The organism is Saccharothrix variisporea, assembly GCF_003634995.1.
GTDB classification, from domain to species: Bacteria; Actinomycetota; Actinomycetes; order Mycobacteriales; family Pseudonocardiaceae; genus Actinosynnema; species Actinosynnema variisporeum.
The window spans coordinates 2,938,617-2,956,820 of sequence record NZ_RBXR01000001.1; the positions used below are offsets into that span (position 1 = coordinate 2,938,617).

At 69.4% G+C, this 18,204-nt stretch carries 12 protein-coding genes; 3 read left to right on the top strand and 9 right to left on the bottom strand.

Annotated elements, in window-relative coordinates:
* Nucleotides 1–314: 314 nt before the first annotated feature.
* A complete protein-coding gene (gene mobF, locus DFJ66_RS12750; protein ID WP_121221059.1) occupies nt 315–4,139 on the bottom strand; it encodes a MobF family relaxase in 3,825 nt (1,274 codons plus the stop codon).
* A gap of 224 nt (nt 4,140–4,363) precedes the next feature.
* Between mobF and DFJ66_RS12755 the strand changes: the two genes are divergently transcribed.
* Nucleotides 4,364–4,699, top strand: a complete 336-nt coding sequence (locus tag DFJ66_RS12755; RefSeq protein ID WP_121221061.1) for a hypothetical protein — start codon at nt 4,364–4,366, stop codon at nt 4,697–4,699.
* A 245-nt stretch (nt 4,700–4,944) separates the two neighbouring features.
* Here DFJ66_RS12755 and DFJ66_RS42675 read toward each other — a convergent pair whose 3' ends face one another.
* The 8 genes from DFJ66_RS42675 to DFJ66_RS12800 form a co-directional block, all read right to left on the bottom strand.
* Nucleotides 4,945–5,913 (bottom strand): hypothetical protein, encoded by a 969-nt coding sequence (locus DFJ66_RS42675; protein ID WP_170199334.1) that lies wholly within the window; start codon nt 5,911–5,913, stop codon nt 4,945–4,947.
* Between the two features lie 667 nt (nt 5,914–6,580).
* Nucleotides 6,581–7,012: a single-stranded DNA-binding protein gene (gene ssb / locus DFJ66_RS12770; RefSeq protein WP_121221063.1), complete on the bottom strand. Its 432-nt coding sequence runs from the start codon at nt 7,010–7,012 to the stop codon at nt 6,581–6,583.
* Between the two features lie 51 nt (nt 7,013–7,063).
* Nucleotides 7,064–7,816: a DUF4192 family protein gene (locus DFJ66_RS12775; RefSeq protein ID WP_121221065.1), complete on the bottom strand. Its 753-nt coding sequence runs from the start codon at nt 7,814–7,816 to the stop codon at nt 7,064–7,066.
* A gap of 522 nt (nt 7,817–8,338) precedes the next feature.
* Nucleotides 8,339–9,346, bottom strand: coding sequence for a DUF4192 domain-containing protein (locus tag DFJ66_RS12780; RefSeq protein WP_121221067.1), 1,008 nt, complete (start codon nt 9,344–9,346; stop codon nt 8,339–8,341).
* A 111-nt stretch (nt 9,347–9,457) separates the two neighbouring features.
* Nucleotides 9,458–10,459, bottom strand: coding sequence for a DUF4192 domain-containing protein (locus DFJ66_RS12785; protein WP_121221069.1), 1,002 nt, complete (start codon nt 10,457–10,459; stop codon nt 9,458–9,460).
* A gap of 6 nt (nt 10,460–10,465) precedes the next feature.
* A complete protein-coding gene (locus DFJ66_RS12790; RefSeq protein ID WP_121221071.1) occupies nt 10,466–11,947 on the bottom strand; it encodes an ATP-binding protein in 1,482 nt (493 codons plus the stop codon).
* Nucleotides 11,948–12,121: 174 nt separating this feature from the next.
* Nucleotides 12,122–12,979: a bifunctional DNA primase/polymerase gene (locus DFJ66_RS12795; protein WP_121221073.1), complete on the bottom strand. Its 858-nt coding sequence runs from the start codon at nt 12,977–12,979 to the stop codon at nt 12,122–12,124.
* Complete coding sequence (locus DFJ66_RS12800; protein ID WP_147459236.1) at nt 12,976–13,884, bottom strand: DNA-processing protein DprA; 909 nt, start codon at nt 13,882–13,884, stop codon at nt 12,976–12,978. Before DFJ66_RS12800 ends, DFJ66_RS12795 begins: the two co-directional genes overlap by 4 nt.
* Nucleotides 13,885–14,747: 863 nt before the next feature.
* Here DFJ66_RS12800 and DFJ66_RS12805 point away from each other — a divergent pair.
* Nucleotides 14,748–16,904, top strand: coding sequence for an outer membrane protein assembly factor BamB family protein (locus tag DFJ66_RS12805; protein WP_147459237.1), 2,157 nt, complete (start codon nt 14,748–14,750; stop codon nt 16,902–16,904).
* A complete protein-coding gene (locus tag DFJ66_RS12810; RefSeq protein ID WP_121221079.1) occupies nt 16,904–18,187 on the top strand; it encodes a lipase family protein in 1,284 nt (427 codons plus the stop codon). The genes DFJ66_RS12805 and DFJ66_RS12810 overlap by 1 nt, the downstream gene beginning before the upstream one ends.
* Nucleotides 18,188–18,204: the final 17 nt, after the last annotated feature.

Consider the following 18,204-nt stretch of genomic DNA (forward strand, 5'->3'; position numbering starts at 1 on the left):
GTACCTGGTGCTCACGTTGCGATCCTCGCTGGGACGCACGTCCCAGCGCTGCGAGCGTGACGCCGCGCCACACGTACCTGGTGCTCACGTTGCGATCCTCGCTGGGACGCACGTCCCAGCGCTGCCCTGCACGACGTGGACGGATGCTCACGTGTGCACTATCCACATCGTCTCAGGTCCCACAATTTGAGAGGACACGCCGTTCTCGGCTTCGGAACCTCTCGGCGCGTCGCACGACGCTTGGGGTTCCGAACCAGCAATGGTCGCGCGCATGTGCAATGGCCGACGGCGAGTGAAAGGCGTGGTGGGCCATCTCAGGGTGTCAAGTTTGGGCGGGTTTTGGGGTCCTGTGCGCGTGGACCCTCGGACGGCGCGATCATCGGCGGTTGTGGTTGCCTAGCCGCCTTCGCAGCTTCGCGCCTGACTCGGAAGGCTCGGGTCCTCATCGCGGCGAGGTCGTGCTCGCCTTGGACGGAGGTGCCGTCATGGCGAGTGATTGCGAGAAGTCTCCGGTGGAGCCATCGGTGAGCACGCTTCTGGATTCCTCTGCCTTCACAGCCTAGAGGGGTTGGCTCGGTGTCGGGGATGTTCCAGCGTTCTCGGTAGGCCGTGATGTGTTTGACGAGGTCCCGCCAGTGTTCATGTTCTGCTGACCTCTCTGGTGGAGGCATGAGGCGCGTGAGCCATTGCGGTCGGGTGTTCAGGGCTTGATCGGTCAGTTGGTCGATTCGCTTGCTGATGTGTTGAGCCTTGGTGTGAAGCCAGGTGCGCAGTTCGGCGTGGGCGGTGTCGGGGGTGGGTTGGTCTTCTGGTGGCGGTGGTGGGATCCAGGGCGGAAGCCATGTGTGAGCGGGGGTGTCGGTGAAGGTGAAGTCGTTTGGGGGGTTGTCGTCGAGGTAGGTGGTGATGCGGTGGTGTAGGACGCGGGTGATGTTGTTGGCGGTGTGGAGTTCGCGTTCGTGGGTGCGTTGGCGGAGGAGAGTGGAGGGGTTGTGGCCGGTGTCGTGGGCTTCGTGGAGGGCTGCGCGTAGGGCGGGCCAGGCTTCGTCGGTGAGGATGTGGTCGGCGAGGTCGGGGAGGGCTTCGGTGACCCAGTCTTCGGCTTGGGTTTCGTGGTCGATGCCGTGGTAGACGGCTAGCGCGTGTTCGTATTCGGGGACTTGGACGTCCAGGCGGTGTGGGGCTTCTTGGGCTTCGCGGTGGGTTTCGGTGGCGGAGAGTTCTGCGCCTTCGCGGTTGAGGATGGCGGCTAGGGCGCCTTGGGTGGCTTGGGTTTGGCGGTGGCGGTAGTAGAGGTCGCCGGGGAGAGTTGCGGGTTCGTCGGGGGTGAGGAGTTGCGTGGTGTCTAGGTAGAGGTGGTTTTGGTCGGTGCCGCGGGAGAGGGCGACGGTGGCGAGTTCGCGGGTGGCGCCGGGTGAGAGGGTGGCTCGGCTGATGTCGACGGTGAGGCCTTGGGTGCGGTGGATGGTGGCGGCGTAGCCGAGTTCTACGTGGTGTTTGACGTAGTGGGCGGGCAGGGTGATGGTGCCGCGGTGTTTCTGGTGGCGGACTTTGAGGCTGCCGTCGGGGTTGCGGCGTAGGACGGTCCACAGGTCGCCGTTTTTGACGTGGTCGTGTAGGCGTGGGCGCAGGGTGCGTTTGTTGAGGCGGGTGACGATGGTGTCGCCTCGGCCGGCGAGGTTGCCGTCGCGGAGCAGGATTCCGGTGGGTTCGACGGTGCCGGTGGCGCGGAGTTCGGTTTGGGCGCGGGCGGAGAGTTCGGCGACGATGTCGTTGGTGTCGGCGGACATGATGGTGGTGTGGCCGTTGTCGCGGTCGGTGCGCCAGGCGGTGAAGAGTTGGTCGAGGATTGCCGCTTGGGGGCCGCCGTGGAGTCGGTTGTGGTCGGTGTACCAGGTGATGGCTCGGTGGTCGCCGACGCGGATGTGGAGGATGGCTTGGGCTTCCTCGGGGTTGGTGAAGCGGAGGAGGTCGGTGAGTTGGGCGCCGCCGGTGTCGTGGTGGAGCAGGCGTAGTGCGCCGCCTGCTTCGACGGCGGTGAGTTGGCGGTAGTCGCCGACGAGGCGGACGACGGCGCCGCGTTGTTCGGCGAGGGTGGTGATGCGGTCGAGCATGCGGGTTCCGGCCATTCCGGCTTCGTCGACCAGGAGCATGTCGCCTCGCCGTACGTCGACGGGCAGGCCACGGTCGTAGCTGTAGACGAGGCGGTGGAGGGTGTCGGCGGGCACGTCGAGGACGTCGCCGAGGACTCCGGCGGCGGCTGCGGAGGGTGCCAGACCGATGACCCGGCCGCCGGTTCTCGCCCAAGCCCTGGCGACGGCTTTCATGGCGGTGCTCTTGCCGGAGCCGGGAGGGCCGATGGCCAGGGCGAGGGCGCGGCCGGAGCTGACGAACCAGCGCACGAGTTCGCGTTGGCCGGCGTTGAGGGTGATGCGGTGGCGGCTGGGTGTGCGGGTGCGTTGCAGGCTCCGCAGCACCTTGTCGAGGGTCTTCGTGGGGACGGTCGGTCCGCGTGGTGTGCGGGCCGCGTCGAGCAGGCGTTGCTCGGCGTCGAGGATGGCGGGGCTGGTGTAGCGGGTCTGGCCGTGGCGGTGGAACACCGACTCGCCGGTGGACAGCGACAGCAGTTGCGGGGTGGGTTCGGGTTCCGGGTCCAGGCGTACGCAGTGGCGGGTGAGGGCCTGCTGGGTGAGGGTGTCGACGGTGGTGTCGTGGTGGTGTTCGTCGGTGAAGCGGATGCCGCGTAGTTGGCGTTCGGCTTCGGCGCGCACGTGGTAGATGGTCCAGGTGGCGCGGTATTCCGACACGGCGTCGACCACCTGAATAGCCAGGGCGGCGAGGTCGAGGTGGGCGGGGGTGGGCGGGCCGGGGGTGTTGTGGACTGCGGCGGTGGTGACGGCCTGGATGTCGAGGTCGGGGCGCATCTGGTGGGCGCGGTCACGCCAGTCGGCGAGTAGTTGGTGGAGGGGTTTGAGGGCGCCTTTGTCGGGGCGGTCGGTGACGGCGGCTTGTTGGGCGAGCTTGAGTTGGACGGTGCGGGGTGGGCTGGTGTCGTGGGTTCGGACGTACTGGGCGACGAGTTGGTTGTAGACGTGCTCGACTTGGCTGCGGCGTTGGGAGAACCCCGTGATCCACTCCTCGGGGATGCCGGCGATGTCGCGGACGGGGCGTTTGCCGGGGCCGCGAGGGCGGGTCTCGAAGCGGACGTCGAGGCGGCGGGTGACGCCGCGTTCCCAGGCGGCGTTGTAGACCTCGGAGGCCGAGACGGCGACGTGGTGGAGCTGTCGGGAGTCCAGGGTGCGCCAGCGGCCGTCGGTGCAGTGCACGGTGTTGGCGACGGCGACGTGGGTGTGCAGGTTGGGGTCGCCGGCGCGGGATTCGCGGTGGGTGAAGGCGGTGGCGACCAGGCCGGTGGTTTCGATCTGGGCGATGCCGGCTTTGCCGGTGCGGGAGAAGGCGGCCTCGGATTCGAGGTAGGTGATGGCGGTGCGGACGGCCTCGTGATGGGCGGCTTCGAGGGCGGTGCGGGTGTGGTGGTCGCCCAGTGCCCAGAGGATGTCGGCGGTCTTGGTGGGTTGGCTGAAGACCAGGTCGAATCCGGAGACGGGTTGGCGGGCGCGGCCGAGTTCGTTGGTGATGTAAGTGCGGATCTCGGTGTCCGACCACGTGCGGGCGGGGTCTTGGAGGGAGAGCAGGGCGGCGGCGACGTTTTCCTTGATGTCGCGGCGTTCCTGGATGCTCGGGCGTCGCTGGTGGTCGTGTTCGAAGCGGTCGTAGGCGGCGCGGAGTTCGGTCAGTAGCGGGACGGTGTTGTCGTACTGGGCGAGTTTGCGTCCCAGCCGGACCCCGGCTGCGGCTTCCTTGAAGCTCTTGCCTTGAGCGAGGGCTGCGGCGATGAGGATGTTGGCTTCGGGGTGCAGGCGCTCGCCGAACAGAGCCTGCATCTGGTCTTCGCGGACCTCGCCGTGGATGCCGAGGTCGGTGGTGCCGGCGCCGATCCACTCCCCCGGCGGGTTGCCTTCCTGGTGGTAGTAGGCGGTGAGCGGGTCTCGGCCTTGGCGGAGGATGTCGCCGGTGGCGACTTGGCGCATCAGGTACTGGTAGCCGTCGCCGGCGTGCAGCACCTTCAGCGCCATCATGCACCGACGTTAGGTGTCGGGTTCGGGTGGTTGTGGCTGTGGTGGTGCGGGGTTTACGGGTTGGGATATAGGGCCGCGCACTGCGGAGTGCCAGAGGTGTCTCTTGGGTGTCCGTGCTTCTCGGCGGTGATCAAAATGTGCAGGTGATCGCCGATGGCGGGGACCCGTGAAGTCGGGACGCTTGGCTGGGGTGCTGGTGTGGTCGGGGTTTTAGTGTCGGTGATATGGGTTCGACTTCGGCGAAGGTGGCGGCGCGGGAGCGTGCGCGGTTGGCGCGCGGCCGGCGGCAGGAAGCGTTGCGGGAGCGGGAGAACCGGATCGGTCGGTTGGCTGAGGTGTTCTACGAGCATGAGGAGCTTCGTCGGCGGCACGAGGTGGCGTCGGCGGTGCCGGTGGTCGAGTTGTTGGCGTTGGGTGAGTCGGTGGGTGCGGTGGCCTCGTTGTTGGGGGTCGGGGTGGGCCGTGTGCGTGTGTTGAAGGCGTTGGCGTTGGAGAGTGGTGCTGCCGTCAACGGCTCAGAGGCGAGCGGTGTCCACCCTGGACGGTTGGGTGGTGGGTGACGGGTGGTCGCCGATGGGTCCGGTGCACGTGGGTGGCCGTGCGGCGGAGAGGGACAGTGCCGGGCCCGTGAGGGACGAGCGGGCGCGGCTCCGTGTCCGGCCGGAGGCCGGCCCTCGGGGAGGGTGGGCGGGATGGCGGCAGTGCTCACCGGGGGCGATGGTGCTCGATGCGCCGCCGGTTGCGGCTCAGGCGTGCGGGTGCCCGGCGGTCCACCGGGGTGTACCGCCGGGCGTTGTGGTCGGGGTCAGGCGTTGGTGATCATCTGGTCGACTTCGCGGCAGTCGTCGCACAGGGTGTCGGGGGCGTCGTCGGCTCGCGGGTAGTCGCATCGGGTGCACAGCTCACCGGTGTCGGCGTCGGTGGCGTCGGTGTGGGGCGTGGGGGTCTGGTCGGTGGCGGGTGGTTCGGTGAACGGGTGGTGGTGCGCCCAGTCGGTGATCACGTGGCGGTCGGCGGGGGTGGCGTAGGTCTTCCACCACTGGGCCAGCAGGGCGCGGCTGTTGCCGTAGGTGGCGGCGAGGAAGTCGCAGCGGGCGCGGACGGCGTCGGCGCGGGTGTGGCCGGCGGGGAGTTCGGGGATGCCGGGTCGGCCTTTGTCCCGGCATTCGCCGCACAGTCCGTCGTCGCTGTGGGTGCGGTAGTCGGCGGGCGTGCGTTCGAGCCAGCAGCGCACGCACGGGGTGCCGCGTAGGGCGTGGACGGCGGCGCGGTCGTAGTCGAGGCCGCTGGCGTAGACGGGGGCGGGTGGGGGTTGGTCGTCGATGCCGGCGCGGTCGGCGTAGGCGGCGGCTTGGGCGTCGGAGCGGTTTTGGGCGCGGAGGCGGGCGCGGTCGTGTTCGGTGAGGGTGCGGCGGGCTTCCGGGCGGAACTCGGTGCGCAGGTCGCGGGGTGCGGTCTCCCACTTGCGGCGGTCTGGCGGCTCGGGCGTGGGCTTGGGGTTGTGGTCGCGTTGGGCGAACGCGGTGCCGAAGGCGGCGATGACGGTCTTGGCGGTGTCGCTGGTGGCGGCTTTCCACCGGGCGCGGAGGTGGACGTCGGCGCGTTGGGGGAAGCGTTCGATGGTCTCGACGCAGGCGGCGACGATGCCGTGGGTGGTGTCGTCCAGCTGGTCGAGCAGGTGTGCGGCGTAGCGCTTGGCGGTGGTGATGTCCCCGCGTTGTACGGCGGTGGTCACGTCGGTCAGGCATCGGGAGAAACTGGCGTTCTCGGTCATGACGTTTCGCTTTCTCGATTAATCGACGTACCGCACCGGACTTGGCCTTTCCGGTGTTCCTTGCAATTCGATCGTATCGACCCCTCGCCTTCGGCACAATAATTACCGGTGTCACGTTCGGGTGATTGCCGCTTTTACGGGCCGTGGAATGCGGGAAGGAATGTCCGGTGGGGCGGCGCGACCTGCAAGGGCAGGCCCCTGGCCTGCCCGCGTCTTCCTGACCGCGGGCCGGTGCCGCCCTGTCAAATCACACGCTTCGCCCGGGACAATTTCAGCAAAATCCGTGGGGTCGGGGGCCCCGCGGATTTTGTGCGGGTTGAAATTGTTCCGGGCGGTGATTTGACAGGACGGCACCGGCCCATACACTGCGCCGCCCCTCCGGGCATTCCTGGAGGTGAGGTGACTCGGGACCGGTCCACAGGGAGAAGGCGTGGGGCGGTCGGCCTGAGCCGACCGCCCCACTGTGCACCGGAACGTAAGCCCCGAGGGGCTCCCACCCACCTGGTGGGTGGTCGACCAAGACCGCGCCAGTGCGGCATCCGTGACCGGTACCGGGGATTATCAGCCCGCAGGAAATCACGGATGCCGCCTGACAGGTTAACGGTTCGTCTCGTCGAGATGGCCGGATCGGCTGTAGCGTCACCCCAACGGGAAGCCGTGGTGGTTGTCAGAAGTTCGGTTCGTCCGGTCCGACCGGTACCAGATCGCCGGCCGTGTCCTCGGCGCGAGTGCCGGCGCGGTCGGGTTTGGTGATGGTGACGGTGGCGAAGCGCAGTGCGGCGCCGATCTCGTCCACGTCGAGTTCGACGATGGTGTGCTTGACGCCGTCTTTCTCGAACGTTCGTTGCCGCAGTCGGCCGTGGGCGATGACGTGTGAACCGCGGTGCAGGGAGGCGGCGGTGTTCTCGGCCAGCTGTTTCCAGCAGGTGCAGCGCAGGAATACTGCGTCGGCGTCGCGCCACTCCCCTGTGCCGCGGTCGAACGTGCGGGGGTTGGAGGCGATGGTGAAGTTGCTGACCGGGGTACCGGCTTGCGTGAAACGCAGTTCGGGATCGGCGGTGAGGCGCCCGATGACGGTCAGAGTGATTTCGCCGGCCATGTCGATACTCCTTCGGATTGGGGCGATGGTGTGGAGGCCCGACCGTGGTGATCAGGCGTCACTGGAGTCGGATCGGGGTGTGGCGGTGCCGAAGCGCTGCTGTGCCTTTTCGGCGAGACCGTGGATCATCGAGGACGGTGCTCCAGCGTCCAGTGCCATCCGGATCAGCGTTGCCAAGCGGTGGTCGGGAACGGTGCTTTCGGCGTGGCGTTGCGCGAGGATGGCGAGCGAGACGTTGCCGCGGATGTAGGCGAACAGGGCGAGAAGGACTGCGGGTTCGGCGCATTCGGGTGCGGGGCAGGCCCTGGTGAGTTCGGTCCACAAGCGTTCTGCGGCGGCGGCGCGGTGTCCCAGCGCGAAGGTCAGACACCTGTCTCGCACGTCCACGTGCGCCAGGGCGCACGCCAGGTCCACGATTTCCTGGTCGGTGAGCGGTTCTCGGCGGTACTCGGCGCGTTCGACCTCGCGCTGGACGAGTGCGAACAACGATTGGGTGAGCTGGTCCGGGTCGGGGTGGCCGGCGAGGCGATCGAGGGCGGCGGCGACCATTGCGCTGCGTCGTGCGAGGACGTCGTCAGGGTCGGGTGCGAGCATCGCGAGGAGGGCACCCTGGTCGGGGAAGGCGACCTGGTTGCGGGCGGCGACCAACGGCAGTGGGGTGCCCTCAGGGTCGGGTAGTGGGCCGCCGCGGCCGGTGTTGGCGTACTGGAACCAGCGTTGTCCGGTGTCGATCGACGGAACGCCGAACACGTCGAGTTCTTGCCTGTTGCGGGCGAATGCGGCCAGCAGGTGGGCGGCGAACAGGTCCTGTCGCGGCCGGCTGTCGGTAGCCGAGGAAGTTCAGTCCGCCCTCGGCGACGATGGCGGCGAAGGCGCGGTTGGTGGTGGTCGGGTCCGGGGAGTAGTGGGTGGTGAGCAGCATCGCGCCTTCGTAGAGCGCGAAGAGCACCACGCCGCCGGTCGGGTAATAGCCCATGACGGCCGGGATCGACGCGATGAGACTGCCCGGGTCGGACAGTTCGCTCGGTGCCTGGGAGATGTGCAGGCTGGTGTCGTCGTCGTTGATGTCGGGCTGGTTCATGGTTGTTCGCCTCACCACTGCTGGTCGAGGTCGGAGACAGGATCGTTCGACTGGCTGAAGTCGTGGGAGCTGTCCGTTTGCCCTGCCCCGACACTGCTTGTAGGGGCGCGGATCGGGTGTGGTGCCCGCCGCGCGGGGCGTGTGGACAGGGTGTAGTGGTGGGGGCAAACGCGGTTTGTTTGCCCCCACCACTACACCCTGTAAGACCCCCGAGCGGCGGCGGGCACCACACCCGATCCGGGTGTTCAGAACGCCCATTCGCGGGAGACGTCGACGATGTCCGCGAGTTCGCCGGGTGGGATTCTGCGGTTCACAGCACGCCGCACCAGCTCGGCCAGTGTGTGGTCGGGTCGGGCCTCCAGTGCGCGGTCCAGTGCGATCATCGCCAGCGCGCCGTCGCCGCGGATGTAGGCGAACATCGCCAGCAGCAACGCAGGTTCAGCCCGCTGGGGCGCGGGGCACTGCCGGGTCAACTCCGTCCACAGCCGCTCGGCCGCCAACGCCCGCCGGCCGGTGGTGAAGCGCAGGCACCGGTCCCTGACCCGCCGGTCGTCCAGCGCGACTGCCAATGCCGTGATCTCCTCGTCGGACAACGGCGTGGTGCGGTCGGCGGTGCGGTCGATCTCGCGGCGGACGGTGTCGTACTTCGGCTCGACGGCGTCGTGATCTGCCGCCGAGGCTTGCTGTATGGCCGTGATGAGCGTGGCTCGGCGGGCCAGTGCCTCGTCAGGGTCGGGGGCCAGTGTGGCGGCCAACGCTTCGCGGCTGGGGTAGGTGACTTGGCCGCGCAGGACGGAGTCCAGCGCCAGCGGTGATGTGGTGGGGTCGGGTATCTCGCCGTGCGCCTGGTCCGGGCCGTAGGAGAACCACTCGGAGCCCTTGCTGATCGCGGGCGTGCCGAAGATCTCGACGGGGATGTCGGCGGCGGCGAATTCGGCGTGCAGATGGCTGGCCAGGGTGGGAGTTCTTGATGCGCTGACGAGGAGCAGTGCGGCGGCTGTTCCGTGGTGGCTGCGCACTATGTCGACGACGTGCTGGGCCGTCGACCGGTACTGCCAGGGTTCCTCGGGCAGCGTCATGCGCATGGTGACGGTGAGCGTGTCGCCGTTCACGACGTGCATGACGAGGGACTGGGAGGGGAAGAATCCCAGCAGGTGTGGGGTGGCGGCGATCAGTGCTGCGGGTTCGGTCAACAGGATGCGGTCGACGGAACGGGGTGGTGTTGGGCGGGAGGCGTGGTCGTCGGAAGTCATGGGTGGTCATCCCTTCGTGCTCGGCAATTGCGGAAAGGGAACGGCCGCGCCGCGTCCGATGTGGACGCGGCGCGGCCGTGGGTTTCGCCAGAGTCGTTGTCCCGCTGGGTTTCAGAGGACCCGGTTCTGCGTCGAGCTGATCAACTGGTGGATGTTCCGGGGTCGCACGCCTCGGTTCAGGGCGTCGAGTGCCAGCCGGGCCAGCGTGTGCTGCGGGTCGATGTCGAGTGCGCGGTCGAGTGCGACCCGGGCGAAGGGTCCGTCGCCGCGGATGTAGGCGCTGACCGCGAGCAGAGCGGCGGCTTCGGCGCTGGCGGGCGCGGGGCACTGCCGGGTCAGGATCAGCCACAGCTTCTCCGTCGCCTCGGGGTGCGATTCGATCGGCAGCAGGCACGCGTTGCGTACTTCCGGTGCGGTGAGCGCACGGCAGGCCTGCACGATGTCGTCGTCGGTGAACCGCTCGTCGCCGTCGACGATCCGTTGGGTGTAGCGGCGGACCAGGTCCATGACGTCGTCGGCTGTCGGCTCGACGTCCTGGTCGTTGCGGGCGGCGGCGAGTAGTGCGGCGCGTCGAGCGAGCACGTCGTCGGGTGCCGGAGTGATCCGGGCGACCAGGGCTTCCCGGCTGGGCAGTGTGACGAGTCCTTTCGCCACGGTGTGCACGGCCATGACGGACACCTCGGGGTCCGGCAGGATTCCGCTGGGCTCGCTGTGGTCGTAGTCGATCCAGGGCGCGCCGTGAGAGATTTCCGGGACACCGAACAGCATCACGGCCATGTCCGCGGCGGTGAACGCGTCGCGCAGGTGGCCAGCCAGATCGCGGTCGGGTGTGCCGACCACGACGACGGCGACACGTGCTCCGACTGGGTCGTCGACTTCTCGGGCGAGCTGGGCCGCGACGCGTGCGTAGAGGGCTTGGTCGGTCGGGCAGTCGGTGCGCATCACGCAGTCGACGTGGTCGTCCTTGACGACGAGCACGACGATGGAGTCCGTGGGGTAGAAGCCCAAGAGGTGCGGTATGGCGGCGATCAGCTGCCCGGGGTCGTTCACCTCGACCACGTCGGAGGGCCAAGAGTGCTGCTGGTCGCTGTCGTGTCGGGCGTCGTCGGTCATCGGAGATCACCTTTCAGACGGGTGTGTGGTGACGGCTTGTCGCAGGAGCAGCGCCTGCTCGACGTGGTGGCGTTCGGGCCCGTCGGTGCCGCCGAGGTCGGCGGCGGTCCACGCCATGCGCAGGACCGCGTCGAACCCGTGTCGGGACAGCGCTCCGGCTTCGCGGGCGCGGCGCACTGGCGCGGTGACGTCGGCGGGCATGGGCACGCTGTGCAGCACGTCGACGGGGACGGCGGCGTTGGTGACGTCGCCGGTGTGGTCGGGTGGGGAGAGTTCGCGCCAGCGGGCGGCGGCACGGAGGCGGGCCGTGCGGACTCGTGCTCGTGCGTGTGCCAGGGAGCGGGCGACCGCGTCGCCTTCGCCGGTTCCCGGGTTGCGGATCGTCACCGAGTGGGCTGCGGTGGCAAGTCGGATGTCCACTGCGTCCAGCAGTTCGGGTGGGAGTTTCGATCGTCGGCGGCCCGGTGTTCGGGTGCTTGTGGCGAACAGTTGGAAGCCGGCTGGGTAGCGCAGCGGGTGCCCACCGCGGGCGAGCAGGACGGCGCGTTGGAGCATCGCGCCGCGCAGGGTGCCGAGGACGGCGCCGGGGAACTGGTCCAGGTGGGGGGCGACCAGCAGACCATGGTGTGCGCGGCTGATGGCGCCCGGCAGTGCGGTGCCGATCAGCGACGCGGTCGAGGCGCTGTGGTGCACCGTCACCATCGGCGGGGTGCTGACGAGAACAGGGTCGTCCTCACGAAGCCCGATCAACGACCTGATGGCGGCGACCTCCAGCTGCTGCGCCGGCGTGAGGTCGGGCAACAGGTGGTGGAGCCAGCGTGCGGCGGCCAGGGTGGCCGCGCTGTCAGGTGCCTCGATCAGCAGGTGGTGCCCGCCGGCGGCGGCGATCTCGATGGCGTGGGACAGCGGAGCGGTCAGGGCTCGGGTCGGTGGGAGCGGGTCGTCGGAGGAGGGTGTGGTGGGTGCTTCGGGTCGGCGGAGCGCGGTGTCGTCGCCTGCGAGCCAGGCGGCGACCTCGGCCAATGTCGTGGCACCGAGCACGTCGATGTCGTCGACGAGCGCGGCCTGGGCCAGGGCGGCGGTGGGCACGATGACGCGGTGGAGGCCGTGCGCGCGGGCGGCTTGGACGGCGGGCAGGATCCCCGGGACGGGATGGAGGCTGCCGTCCTGCCCGAGTTCTCCGAGCACGGCGGTGCCGGACAGGCGCTTCGCCGAGACCTGGTGGGTGGCGGCGAGCACCGCGACCGCTACGGCGGCGGCGTCGGGCTCGGATCCCGCGGGGTCGATGTGCACCTCGACGCTGTGGCCACGGCTTCTCGGGGTCGAGTTGATCAGGGCGGCTCGGACCCGGTCGCGCAGCTCGCAGCCGTCGCTCCGGGGCCTGCCGATCAGGTCGAGTGCGGGTCGTGGACCGTCGGTGAGGGTCGCGGTGAGGGTGAGCAGGTGGCCGGTCAGGCCGTGCAGGAGGACGGTGTGGACGGTGGGCATGACGACTTCTCCTGTCCAACAGTGAGTGGTTGACGGGTCTCCGCTGCGAGTTCGCCGCCGTGGAGCGCGCAGACAGGAGGGCGGTGCCGGGGGCAACCGCTGTTTGTTTGCCCCCCGACCCCGCCCTCCTGTAGGTCTCGCGGCGCGGCGGCGGACGTCCCGGCGGAACGGAACTCAGGTGCCGTCGGGTGTGATGTGGCGTGGGTGTCGGCGTCCCCAGGCGATGCCGTCGCTGATCGCCCGTTCGCGTTCCGTCTCGCTGTAGGCGCCCTCGGCCACGTGCCGGTCCGACGCGGCGCACAACGTCTTGGCGATCAGTGCCTTGTCCAAGCCCGGGAGCCGCCCCATCCGGGCGGCGGCGCGCAGCAGCGAGTAGCGGCGGGTCCCAGGTAGCGCGGTGCGGACGCGGTGCGCTTCGTCGGACAGTGCGGCGCGGGCGTAGACGTCGACGTCGCCGTCCCGCAGGGCCACCAGGGTGTCGGTGGGTTCCGGTGGTGTCAGTGCGTCGGCCAGCCAGCGCGGCAGCGGCGCGATAGGTGCGTCGACGACCGCCGCGTAGCGGCTGGCTCCGATCCGTGCGCCTGCCGCGAGGACGTAGCCGTGGTGGGCGCGGGTGTCGACCAGCTCGCCGAGTCTGCCGTGGGTGTTGTGCAGGCGTGTGCCCGTGGGCTCGCTGAAGTACAGGTGCAGGCCGTTGTTCGGGGTACGGACCGTGTAGGTGGCCCACGGCACCCGCTCGCCCGCAGCTGCCGCCGCCCTGGCGAGGGTGTGCTTGCCGTGGCCCGCGACCCGGTGGCCGTGGCCGGTGCCGTCGTCGAGGTCCAGCACGACCAGCCCGGCCGGGCCGGTGGCGATCGCCGGGTTGGCGTACGGGTGCTCGGTCCACCACCCGGTGATCCGGTCCGGGTCGGTGCACGCCCAGCGTTCCCATTCCGGGACGGCCGGTCGCTTGTCACCCGGGCGGGCGGGGAACACCGGCCACCCGCGGCGGATGGCGGCCAGCGCCGCCTCGACCAGCGGATGCTCGGTCACGGCACCGCCCCGTCGGCGGCGACCGACAGGCCGTCGAGCTCGACGTCGGCTACCGCGGTGGCCAGACGGGCGGGTCCGTCGCGCAGCAGCTCGTGCACGCCCACCGACAGCGTCGAGGTGATCGGCCCGGGCACCCCGTAGACCCGGCGGCCCAGCGACGCCGAGGTGCGCGCGATCGCAGCCGCACCGCTGCGCCGACCTGCCTCCACCACGACGGTCGCCCCGCCCAACGCGGCCAGCAGGCGGACGCGCGCGGCGAACCGGTGTCGAGCCGGCGCTGCCCCGACCGGGTACTCCCCCACCAGCAACCCGCCCCGCTCGGCAACGTTGTCCAGCAGCACCGCGTGCCCGGCCGGATAGGGCCGGTCCACGCCGCAGGGCAGGACGACCACCGTCGGCCGCTCTGCGATGAGCGCGCCGCGGTGGGCCGCGCCCTCGATGCCGTACCCGCCCCCGCCCACCACCGTCACCCCGGCCTCGGCGAAGTCGAACCCGAACTCGGCGGCGACGTGGTTCCCGTAGCCGGTGGCCGCCCGTGACCCGGTGACGGTCACCGACGACGCCGTGAGCTCGGCCAGCGACGCGGTGCCACGCACCCACAGCGCCAACGGCGGCGTCAGACCTCCGGCCTCCAGGCAGGCCAAGCGCTCACGGGGCCATTCGGCGTCCTCCGGGGTGAGCAGCCGCACCTGACCACGATCCAAGGCCTCGAGATCGGGTCCGATGTCGGCGTCAGGCCGGTTGACCTCCGCCGCCACCGCGGCCGGTGCCGTGCCCGCCCGGATCGCGGCTGCGACCTCGACGACCCCGACCGTGGCGACGAAGTCGTGCGCCGCCGGAGCCGGAGGCTCGGCGACGCGTTTGATGTAGAGCAACGCATGCAGTTCCGATCGGTCCAAAGACATGATCCACTCCCTGTCGGGTCGAATGACTGGCGGAAACTCAGGAGGCGGTCTGGCCCAGGTAGGCGACACCGGCCGCGTCGCAGGCGAGCGCGAACGCCTCGTCCACGCGGTGCTCGGAGTCGGCCAGCGCGGGTCGGTGGCGTTGGTCCACGCGGCGGGGAACCCAGCGGTCGCCTTGTCCAGCGCCTGGGCCGGCGCGGGAACGTAGAACTCCTCGATCTGCGGGTACCGCGTGCCGCACCGCGCGCGCAGCCACAACCGGCTGTGCACGTCGGTGTCCGCGTGCCGACGCGGGCTGCCCGGGATGACCGCATCTCGCACCGGGCAGGCTGACCAGTCGTGCGACTTGATGCATGACGTCGCCGACGACGCGCCTTGCAACGTGCGCCTGGCGCGGGATCTGCTCGGGCCAACCGCGCAGCGTCACCGGTGTGGGGTGACGAGCGCGCCAGGATCACGCCCACCTCGGCTGGTGCTCGACCTGGTCGATCGACGGCACTGCAGCACCGTTGTGGGCCGCACACACGATCTCAGCGGGCTCCTACCCGGAGGAGCGCCCGGCCAGCCCATCAGCGCCAGGCAACTCAGGCGCCGACTGCAGGAACTCGGCATCCGGGGGCGGCACACCCGCAACACCGCAATCATGGACCTTTCCGCACAACTGCCAGCATCTGTGCTCGCCGAACTGCTCGGCCTGCACGTCACCACCGCCATACGCTGGACCCAACTCGTAGGCAACACGCGGCCCGCCTACGCCGCCGAGATCGCTCATCGGAAGACTCGACCTACCTCGAACCATCATCAAGAATCAAGGGCTGTCGTCAGGGGCACCCAGTTGAGCCACCTGCTTAGCCGAATGAGGATTGGGGGCGGTCTCGCTAACGTCGGGGTTTATGTTGCTGGAGAACGTAACGCGGGGGCCGTGGCACCTGTGGGTCGACGGCGGCTACCTCGCCGCGCCGAGATTGGCCGACGACCGATCCTGGCCGCTGACCACCGTGGACGTCCGGCCGGGGGTGCTGTTCGATTTCAGCGTGGAGTCGTCCCGCGACTCGGAGGTCGACGCCTACCTGACCGACACCGCCACGCAACGGCCCTTGCTGGTCGACTCCGATGCGCTGGCGCTCGCCCCGCCTGGCAAGACTGGCACCCTCTTCACGCTCTACCAGCGTCGGGCCACGGCGCTGTCCATCAAGGGCGGCCCTCCTGGCGCACGGTGGACGGTGGTCCACGACGGGGTGAGAAAGAAGCTCGCCGTGAGTCGGGCGAGCGGCGTGGAACCCGCGCTGTTGACTCTCGTCGGTGGGGCGCTCAATAGGACGCTATTCCCCGTGCCGCCGTTCTGGCGCCGCCGGCTGGGCGACGCGGCGTCCGGGGCGCCTGCGATGTTCGGCGGCTACCGGATCAGCAGTGGTCGAGGCCCGTTCCTGACCTGCCTGGATGGGTTGACCGGGCATGTGGTGTGGACCTTCGACGGCGATCCGGCCACGAGTCCGGTCGCGGTGAGTTGGGTGACCCGCACCGCCGTCGCCGCTGCCGGCAAGAAGGTGCACGCGGTGTCGCTGGACACGGCGAAGGCCGTGTGGTCGTTCGAGGCGGCGACCACGATCACGGCCCGGCCCCGCGCGTTCGCCGACGACGTCTACGTCACGACCACCGGCGGCGTGCTGCACGCCCTGTCGGCGCATGACGGTACGCAGCGCTGGAAGTTCGAGGCCAAAGGACTGCATGGCACTCCGGCGATCAGCGGCCGTACAGTCGTGGTGGGGTCTACCGCCGGATCGGTGTACGGGGTGGACAACCGCACCGGGACACAGCGGTGGCTTCACGACGCGGGCTCGGCGGTCAGCGAGATCCTGACCGACGAATCGGGCATCTACTTCGGAACCACTAGCGGAAAGGTGTTCGCGCTCAATCCGGAATCGGGGCAGCATCGGTGGACCGGGGCACAATCGGAGAACGCGACGATCACCGCGCGTCCCGTACGGCACAACGGGATGGTCATCGCGGCTGCGGTGGGCAGCATGGTCGAGGCGTACGACGAGTGGACCGGCGAGCGGCTCTGGACGGGGCCGACCCGGTCCACGCAGCCGGTTGGTCTCGCGGTCGCCGACGACGTCCTCTACGAGACCGACGGTGACATGCTCTGGGCTTCGGAAGTCACCCGGACCGGGATGTCGCGTGTCCTGGACGGCCGCCGAGTCGGCACGCCGGTGAGCGCGCCCACCGTGTTCTCCGGTTCGGTGCACGTCAACACGTACATGGGATCCGGCTTCGCCTTTCCGGGCAAGTCGACCACCGCGCTGATGTCCCCGCTGGACATGGCGGTCGCGCTGATCGCCGCCACAGCGGCCGAGCGTGTCGAGAAGGACCAGCGTCCACCGCTGCCGCCCGACTGGAAGGTGTTGGGGTACTGGAGCGGTAGCGCCAAGTTCACCTCTGTTGTCGTCGCCCGGCTGCGGCTGCCGTCCGACGACCGCGAGGTCGGGCTGGTCGCGTTCGGCACTCGGCCCGGCGCCGCGCCCGCCGCCTACAACCCGGCCACGGCGAAGCTCGTCGAACTACCCGACACCATCCTCGGCCCGGGGCACGTCAACCGGTCCAAGGTCACCGACCACGTCCTCGCGGACTACCAGAGCCACCGGATGACGCTGCTCACGATGGTGCCCCGCGACAACGCCGAACTGCTGATCACCGGCTACGGCCAGGGCGGTGCTCTGGCCGTGCTCGCGGCGCTGGACTTCCGGCTCGCCAAGCGGCACGACACGGACGGGATTCGCGACGTCACGTGCGTGACCTTCGGCGCGCCGCCCACGGGCGACGCGGTGTTCGCGTCGGTGCACCGGCGCGTGGTGCTCACGTCGTACCGGGTCGTGCTGCCCGGTGACCCGGTGGTGAACAGCCTCGGCAAGGGGTGGGCACACGTGGGGGATCAGGTCACCGTAGGCCAACACTTGCCCACGGGTGCGGTCACCGATCCGCTCGGCCGGTACCGCTACGCGCTCACGGGCGTGGTGTGATGACGATCGACTGGACCAAGGCCGTCGAGATGGCCCTGTACGCGAGCGAGGCATACAAGTCGTACTACGAAGACGCTTTCTTCCGCACAGGGTACCAACGGATCGACCGCGTGTTCCGTCAGGCCGCCAACCGGGAGACGTGGCTGAAGGACAACGCCTACAAGGCCATCGAGAACGCCGCCGGGACATCCCTGGACACGCGCTTCATGGGCATCGTCACCACGGCCGCGGACGGCTCGCTGGTGGTCGCGTTCCGGGGCTCGGAGACGCGGGGCGACTGGGCCACCAACCTGAGCGGTTTGTGGCCGTTCTGGACCGACAAGGACTGGTTCGGCGCCTCCCTCGAGTTCGCGGCCTGGCAACCGATGCTCGCCAATCCCGACAAGTTGTTGGTGCACAAAGGGTTCCTGGCGAGGTACCAGCTGTTCCGGGACTCCGTGCGGCGTCATGTGGAGGCCGCGTTCGGGCCGGGGTCCAAGCCGCCGAACCTGTACGTGACGGGGCACAGCCTCGGAGGCGCGCTAGCCACGATCTGCGCCCTGGACGTCGCCACGTCACCGGGTGTCCTGCTGCCGAGACCGATTCTCTACACCTTCGGCGCGCCACGAGTCGGCGACCAAGCGTTCGCGCGGGCGGTCCAGGACCGGGTGACCGGCTACCGGATCTGGAACCGCCAGGACAACGTGACCCAGTTCCCGCCTCGCGGCTACCTGCCGGCACCGGACGCCACCAAGTGGGTGGACTACGAGCACGTGGGGACCGAAGGAGTGCTGGGGTCCGACGGCATCGAAATCGGGGCGCACTACCTGGACACCTACTACGAGGAGTGCGTCCTGCGCGGCCCGGAGTACCGGGTGCGGGCGGGCGCGCGACTGAAGCCGAACGACCGGATCACCAGCCTCACAGTGCGGATCAAGACGGCGAACTCGTGGGGCGCGGGGACGAACAACGACGTCTTCATCGACCTGCTCGGCACGCGGTGGGGGCCGCTGGACCGGTGGGGCAACGACTTCGAGGCCGGAGCGACGGGCGAGTACGACCTGTTCGCTATGTTCCCCGACAAGGTCACGGGGAAGTCGTGGACCGGCCGCGACCTCAAGGACGTCGGCCTCTTCCTGGGCAGTGGCCCCGCCGACCACTACAACTTCTTCACCCATGCCTGGACGCCGAGTTGGATCGAGATCGAGGTGAACGGCAAGAGCCTGCCCAAGGCGTTCGTGGTCGGAACTCTGACCATCGGGAACAGGTACGCGTTCGGATCGCTCGAAGGTGACGCACCCTGAGTGGAGCGCGAGCAAGC